Annotated in this window: 4 protein-coding genes and 5 pseudogenes; 8 read left to right on the top strand and 1 reads right to left on the bottom strand. The window is 50.6% G+C overall.

The window, feature by feature from the left end; translation table 11 throughout:
- Positions 1-80: 80 nt before the first annotated feature.
- From galE to ACTHTA_RS11030, 8 genes and pseudogenes are all read left to right on the top strand, one after another.
- Positions 81-850, top strand: a pseudogene (galE, locus tag ACTHTA_RS11065) (UDP-glucose 4-epimerase GalE); the annotation flags it as partial.
- A 115-nt stretch (positions 851-965) separates the two neighbouring features.
- A complete protein-coding gene (rfbB, locus tag ACTHTA_RS11060; protein WP_308888493.1) occupies positions 966-2,033 on the top strand; it encodes a dTDP-glucose 4,6-dehydratase in 1,068 nt (355 codons plus the stop codon).
- A 73-nt stretch (positions 2,034-2,106) separates the two neighbouring features.
- Complete coding sequence (gene rfbA / locus ACTHTA_RS11055) at positions 2,107-2,973, top strand: glucose-1-phosphate thymidylyltransferase RfbA (RefSeq protein WP_313971477.1); 867 nt, start codon at positions 2,107-2,109, stop codon at positions 2,971-2,973.
- A gap of 53 nt (positions 2,974-3,026) precedes the next feature.
- On the top strand, positions 3,027-3,566 hold the full coding sequence (gene rfbC, locus ACTHTA_RS11050) for a dTDP-4-dehydrorhamnose 3,5-epimerase (RefSeq protein WP_049349314.1): 540 nt from the start codon (positions 3,027-3,029) through the stop codon (positions 3,564-3,566).
- 23 nt (positions 3,567-3,589) lie between these two features.
- Positions 3,590-4,725: pseudogene (locus ACTHTA_RS11045) on the top strand (capsular polysaccharide export protein, LipB/KpsS family).
- The gene (locus tag ACTHTA_RS11040) at positions 4,665-5,039 is read left to right on the top strand and encodes a capsular polysaccharide export protein, LipB/KpsS family (RefSeq protein ID WP_308888490.1); all 375 of its coding nucleotides are present in this window, start codon (positions 4,665-4,667) and stop codon (positions 5,037-5,039) included. Before ACTHTA_RS11045 ends, ACTHTA_RS11040 begins: the two are co-directional and overlap by 61 nt.
- Positions 5,040-5,140: 101 nt before the next feature.
- A pseudogene (locus tag ACTHTA_RS11035) lies at positions 5,141-5,701 on the top strand (capsular polysaccharide export protein, LipB/KpsS family); the annotation flags it as partial.
- Between the two features lie 137 nt (positions 5,702-5,838).
- Positions 5,839-6,879 (top strand): annotated as a pseudogene (locus ACTHTA_RS11030) (capsular polysaccharide export protein, LipB/KpsS family); the annotation flags it as partial.
- Positions 6,880-7,025: 146 nt separating this feature from the next.
- On the opposite strand, the pseudogene ACTHTA_RS11025 reads toward ACTHTA_RS11030, so the two are convergent.
- Positions 7,026-7,156 (bottom strand): annotated as a pseudogene (locus tag ACTHTA_RS11025) (IS5/IS1182 family transposase); the annotation flags it as partial.

The raw sequence follows: 7,156 nt of genomic DNA, 5'->3' as shown, positions 1-7,156 counted from the left end.
GAGACGGGTGTTTTTGTGCATGTTCATGTTTCAGTATTCTCCTGGAAATACTGTAAACAACGCTACTAGTTTCTACACTTTTAAAGGCAGTCGGCGAAAGCGTGGCCGAACCAATGAAATACTATGACAACAATGTGTCGGGCAGCTTGGTATTGGCAGAAGAAATGGTGCGTGCCGGCGTATTTAAGATTGTGTTCAGCTAATCGGCTACGGTTTACGGCGATCCGGGTAAAGTGCCTTATACGGAAGATATGCAACCGGGAGATACGACCAGCCCTTACGGCACGTCTAAGTCTATGGTGGAGCGCATTTTGACGGATATCCAAAAGGTCGATCCGCATTGGAGCGTGATTTTGTTGCGCTATTTCAACCCTATCGGTGCGCATGAAAGCGGTTTGATCGGCGAACAGCCAAACGGTATCCCGAACAATCTGCTGCCTTATATCTGCCAAGTGGCTTCAGGCAAGCTGCCGCAATTGTCAGTCTTCGGCGATGACTATCCTACTCCCGACGGTACGGGTATGCGCGACTATATCCATGTGATGGATTTGGTGGAAGGCCATGTGGCAGCGATGCAGGCGAAAAGCAATGTTTCGGGCGTACATCTGTTTAATTTGGGTTCGGGACGTGCTTATTCGGTATTGGAAATCATCCGTGCTTTTGAGGTAGCCTCCGGCTTGACCATTCCGTTCCAAATCAAACCGCGTCGCGATGCGATTTGGCGTGCTTTTACGCCGACCCTGCCTACACCAAAGCACAAACTGGTTGGAAAACCAAACGCGATTTGGCGCAGATGATGGAAGACTCATGGTGTTGGGTCAGCAACAACCCAAATGGCTACGACGATTAAGTTGACCTGATGCAGGCCGTCTGAAAGAGATGTTTTCAGACGGCCTCTTTATCTGAAAAACACATATTCTGTCTGCTATAATCCGTTCATATTTTTTGGCTATCCTCTGAAACTTATGAAGAAAATCCTTATTACCGGCGGCGCGGGCTTTATCGGCTCTGCCGTTGTCCGTCATATTATCCAAAACACCCAAGACTCCGTCGTCAATGTCGATAAGCTGACTTATGCCGGCAATTTGGAATCTCTGACCGAGGTAGCCAATAATCCTCGCTATGCTTTTGAGCAAGTGGATATTTGCAACCGCGCCGAACTTGACCGCGTATTCGCACAACACCAGCCCGATGCCGTGATGCACTTGGCGGCGGAAAGTCATGTCGACCGCTCGATCGATTCCGCAGGCGAGTTTATCCAAACTAACATCGTCGGCACGTTCAACCTGCTTGAAGCGGCCCGAGCCTACTGGCAACGGATGCCGTCTGAAAAACGCGAAGCTTTCCGCTTCCACCATATTTCTACCGATGAAGTCTATGGCGATTTACACGGCACAGACGATTTGTTTACTGAGACCACACCATACGCGCCGTCCAGCCCCTACTCTGCCTCCAAAGCATCCAGCGACCACCTCGTCCGTGCATGGTTGCGTACTTACAGTTTGCCTACCATCGTAACCAACTGCTCCAACAACTACGGCCCTTACCATTTCCCGGAAAAACTCATTCCTTTGATGATTCTGAACGCGCTGGACGGCAAACCCTTGCCTGTTTATGGCGACGGTATGCAAATCCGCGACTGGCTGTTTGTCGAAGACCACGCGCGCGCGCTGTATCAGGTTGTTACCGAAGGTGTTGTCGGCGAAACCTACAATATCGGCGGCCACAGTGAAAAAGCCAATATTGAAGTCGTCAAAACCATCTGCGCCCTGCTGGAAGAGCTTGTTCCTGAAAAACCAGTGGGTGTAACGCGTTATGAAGATTTGATTACCTTCGTGCAAGACCGTCCCGGCCATGACGTACGCTACGCCATCGACGCTGCCAAAATCGGCAGAGAGCTGGGCTGGAAACCTCAGGAAACATTCGAATCCGGCATCCGCAAAACAGTGCAATGGTATTTGGACAACAAAACTTGGTGGCAAAACGTATTGAACGGCAGCTATCGTTTGGAACGTTTAGGCACCGGAAAATAAGTTTTCAGACGGCCTTTTCCCATATTAGGCCGTCTGAAAATCATGCAAACACACACTACTCAGGAGAAAACCCATGAAAGGCATCATCCTTGCCGGCGGCAGCGGCACACGCCTCTACCCCATCACGCGCGGCGTATCCAAACAACTGCTGCCCGTGTACGACAAGCCCATGATTTACTATCCCCTGTCCGTATTGATGCTGGCAGGAATCCGCGATATTTTGGTGATTACCACGTCTGAAGACAACACCTCTTTCAAACGCCTGCTCGGCAACGGCAGCGATTTCGGTATTTCCATCAGTTATGCCGTGCAACCCAGTCCGGACGGCTTGGCACAGGCATTTATCATCGGCGAAGAATTTATCGGCAACGACAATGTTTGCTTGGTTTTGGGCGACAATATTTTCTACGGCCAATCGTTTACGCAAACATTGAAACAGGCCGCCGCCAAGACCCACGGCGCAACCGTATTCGGTTATCAGGTCAAAGACCCCGAGCGTTTCGGCGTAGTCGAATTTGACGAAAACTTCAACGCCCTGTCTATCGAAGAAAAACCGCAACAGCCCAAATCCGACTGGGCAGTAACCGGCTTGTACTTCTACGACCAACGCGTCGTCGAATTCGCCAAACAAATCAAACCGTCCGCCCGCAGCGAATTGGAAATTTCCGACCTCAACCAAATGTATTTGGAAGACGGTTCATTGTCGGTACAACTTTTGGGACGCGGTTTCGCATGGTTGGATACCGGCACCCACGAGAGCCTGCACGAAGCCGCTTCATTCGTCCAAACCGTGCAAAACATCCAAGACCTGCAAATCGCCTGCCTGGAAGAAATCGCTTGGCGCAACGGTTGGCTTTCCGATGAAAAACTGGAAGAACTGGCGCGCCCGATGGCGAAAAACCAATACGGCCAATATTTGCTGCGCCTGTTGAAAAAATAATGTTTGAGGCCGTCTGAAACTTTTCAGACGGCCTTTAGATGAAAGATAAAAAGATGAACATCATTGATACCGCCATTCCTGACGTAAAACTGCTTGAGCCCCAAGTCTTCGGCGACGCGCGCGGCTTTTTTATGGAAACCTTCCGCGACGAGTGGTTCAAGACCCAAGTCTGCAACCGCACCTTCGTGCAGGAAAACCATTCCAAATCCAGCAAAGGCGTATTGCGCGGCCTGCACTATCAAACCGAAAACACACAAGGCAAACTCGTACGCGTGGTTGTCGGCGAAGTATTCGATGTAGCTGTCGACATGCGTAAAGACTCCCCCACTTTCGGCAAATGGGTGGGCGAAATTCTGTCCGCAGAAAACAAACGCCAACTGTGGGTACCCGAAGGTTTCGCACACGGCTTCTATGTACTGAGCGATGAAGCCGAGTTCGTCTATAAATGCACAGACTATTACAACCCCAAAGCCGAACACTCGCTGATTTGGAATGATCCGACCGTCGGCATCGACTGGCCGTTGCAAGGCGAGCCGAACCTGTCGCCTAAAGACTTGGCAGGCAAAGTATTGGCCGAAGCAGTCACGTTTTAAGACTATTCAGGCCGTCTGAAAGAATGTTCCTCTTTTCAGACGGCCTACAATCCATTAATAACAATAATCGACGAAAACGCATTGTGAAAAACGCCTACATTCCCTCTCGCAGCATCCGCAAAATCCCCCATCTCTCCACCCTATTGCCCGAGTTTCATATCTGCAAAGACGGAAAAGGAGCAGAGGCTGTGGTCGGCTGGGGTTTGCGCCTAACGACACACAAAGCGCGTGCTTTTGCCGCCGAACACCAGCTTCCCTTTATTGCTTTGGAAGACGGCTTTTACGCTCGCTCGGCCTGGGAGTCGCCGGTTATCCCCCCTACTCCATCGTCTATGACAACATCGGCATCTACTACGACACCACACGTCCTTCGCGTTTGGAACAACTGATTCTTGCCGCCGATGCCATGCCGTCTGAAACCTTGGCTCAGGCGCGGCAGGCGATGGATTTCATCCTAAAACACCACCTGTCCAAATACAACCACGCGCCCGAACTTTCAGACAATCATCCCTTACGCTCCCCATCCAAGTCTGAAACCGTCCTCATTATCGACCAAACCTTCGGCGATATGGCCATCCAATATGGCGGCGCAGACGCCTCTACGTTTGAACTGATGTTTCAGACGGCTTTAAATGAAAACCCGCAAGCCGATATTTGGGTCAAAACCCATCCCGATGTTTTGTGCGGCAAAAAACAAGGCTATCTGACCCAACTGGCGCAGCAACACCGCGTCCATCTTTTGGCAGAAGACATCAATCCGATTTCTTTGTTGCAAAACGTCGATAAAGTTTATTGCGTTACCTCGCAAATGGGTTTTGAGGCACTTTTGTGCGGCAAGCCGCTGACCACCTTCGGCCTGCCGTGGTATGCCGGATGGGGTGTAAGCGACGACCGCCATCCTAAAATCGGCAGCCTTGTTCAAACCCAACGCCGCGCCCCCGCAACTTGCTGCAGCTCTTCGCCGCAGCTTATCTGCAATACAGCCGCTACCTCAACCCCAATACCGGCGAAGCAGGCAACCTCTTTGATGTCATCGACTATCTGGCGACGGTCAAACGCAAAAACGACAAATTGCGTGGCGAGTTATATTGCGTCGGTATGTCTTTGTGGAAACGCGCGGTTGCCAAACCGTTCTTTAACGTACCCTCTTGCCGTCTGAAATTTATCTCTTCCACCCAAAAACTGGCCGGGGTCAAACTGTCCGACGATACACGCATCCTTGCTTGGGGCAACGGCAAAGAGGCCATCGTCCGCTTTGCCGAACAACACCACATCCCCCTGCTGCCCATGGAAGACGGCTTTATCCGCTCGGTCGGACTCGGCTCCAACTTAGTGCCGCCGCTGTCGCTCGTTACCGACGATATGGGTATTTACTTCAATGCCGAAACCCCGTCCCGTCTCGAATACATCCTACAAAACCAAAACTTCGACAATCAAGACTTTCAGACGGCCTTGAAGTTGCAAAAATGCTGACCGAAAACCACATCAGCAAATACAACGTCGGCAGCTCAGATTTTACCGCCCCTTCAACCGACAAAACCGTGATCCTCGTTCCCGGCTAGGTTGAAGATGACGCGTCTATCCGCTACGGTTCACCCCAAATCTATCGCAATCTGGATTTGCTCCGTACCGTACGCGAACGCAATCCCAATGCCTATATCATTTACAAACCACATCCCGATGTAGTCAGCGGTAACCGCATCGGCCATATTTCCCCTGATGATACGGCACGATATGCCAACCAAACCGCCGAGCAAGCCGACATCCTGACCTGTCTCCAATACGCAGACGAAGTACATACCATGACTTCGCTAACCGGTTTTGAAGCCTTGTTGCGCGGCAAAAAAGTCAGTTGCTACGGCCTGCATTTCTATGCAGGCTGGGGGCTTACCCAAGATCTGCTGCCCATTCCGCGCCGCAGCCGCAGGCTTGAGCTTTGGCAGCTGATTGCAGGCACGCTCATCCACTACCCCGACTACATCCACCCCGAAACCCATCAGGCCATCAATGCGGAAACCGCAGCTCAAATCCTGATACGACAAAAAAATATGCAAAAAAACAACAACGGATTACATCGCGGGTACTTTGCTAAAAAACTAGGTAAAATCAAACAACTATATCGATCTTTCAAATAAATACCATATAAATTAACAATGCATCATAAACTTGCCTCTATTGCGTCATCATTGCCTTTGCATCGTTAATTCTCTTGGCGTATGCTTGAAAATTCAACCTAAAACTATTACATAAAAAAACAAAACTACATTGCGACATGAAACAGACCGTCCTCAAAAACAATCTGCAAAACCTGCTTGAAAGCGCAGAAAATATCCTGCTGCTTCAAGGCCCTGTCGGCAATTTTTTTCTGCGCCTTGCCGACTGGCTGACTGAAAACGGTAAAACCGTACATAAATTCAACTTTAATGCAGGCGACGACTATTTTTATCCGCCCACTCAAGCGCATACCGTTGTTTTTAACGACGACTACGAGGCCTTTCCTGAATTTTTGCAAGAATACATCGTTCAACATCACATCCAGGCCGTTGTCTGCTTTGGCGACACACGCCCTTATCATGTCATTGCAAAACGCATTGCAAACGAAAACCAAGCCAGTTTCTGGGCATTTGAAGAAGGCTATTTCCGCCCCTACTACATCACCTTAGAAAAAGACGGCGTCAACGCATTCTCCCCTCTGCCTCGCCGTACCGACTTTTTTCTTGAACAATTCCCTAAGCTTGCCCAGCAAGAATATAAAGCGCCAACGCCGGTACGCGGCGGTTTTACGCCCATGGCAAAAAACGCCATCCGTTACTATATCGAGTTGTTCCGCAACCCACGCAAATACCCCGACTACATCCACCACCGCGCGCCCAATGCCGGCCATTACCTCAAACTGTGGTCGCTCTCCATCCTCAAGCGTTTGAACTACTATATTGAAGACATCCAAATCGCCAAACGTGTGGAAGCAGGCAAATACGGCAAGTTTTTTATTGTTCCCCTGCAGGTATTCAACGACAGCCAAGTCCGTATCCATTGCGACTTTCCCAGCGTCCGCAGCTTCCTGCTCCATGTTTTGAGTTCATTTGCCGAGCACGCGCCTTCCGATACCAACATCATCATCAAGCATCACCCGATGGACCGCGGTTTTATCGACTACTGGCGCGACATTAAGCGCCTTATCAAAGAACACCCCGAACTCAAAGGCCGCGTGACTTACGTCCATGATGTCCCCCTGCCCGTTTTCCTGCGCCACGGTCTCGGAATGGTCACCATCAACAGCACCAGCGGCCTGTCCGGACTGATTCACAATATGAGACCTTTGCAAAAATCCCCCTCCACCCAACAGCCGAAGCCCAAACCCAGGCTTCCGGCTGTTTCCGCCCCAATCACTCCTGATTCTACCCAAATACCCCCTTAATCCTCCCCGGATACCCCATAATAAGGCATCCGGACCGCCTTTTAGGCGGCAACAGGCACACTTAGCCTGTTGGCCGCTTTCAACAGGTTCAAACACATCGCCTTCAGATGCGTTTGGTTTGCGCTTCCGTCAGCGGACGGTTGCGGCGGGCTTTGCGCATAATGCCATCCAG

This window comes from Neisseria sp. P0013.S005 (assembly GCF_051958425.1).
GTDB lineage: Bacteria > Pseudomonadota > Gammaproteobacteria > Burkholderiales > Neisseriaceae > Neisseria > Neisseria subflava.
This window is presented reverse-complemented; position numbering and strand designations above follow the sequence as displayed.

What these genes read in the sequence shown, in the direction of transcription:
- rfbB (WP_308888493.1), top strand. Translation starts at nt 966, where the DNA reads ATGAAGAAAATCCTTATTACCGGCGGCGCGGGCTTTATCGGCTCTGCC.
- rfbA (WP_313971477.1), top strand. Translation starts at nt 2,107, where the DNA reads ATGAAAGGCATCATCCTTGCCGGCGGCAGCGGCACACGCCTCTACCCC.
- rfbC (WP_049349314.1), top strand. Translation starts at nt 3,027, where the DNA reads ATGAACATCATTGATACCGCCATTCCTGACGTAAAACTGCTTGAGCCC.
- ACTHTA_RS11040 (WP_308888490.1), top strand. Translation starts at nt 4,665, where the DNA reads ATGTCTTTGTGGAAACGCGCGGTTGCCAAACCGTTCTTTAACGTACCC.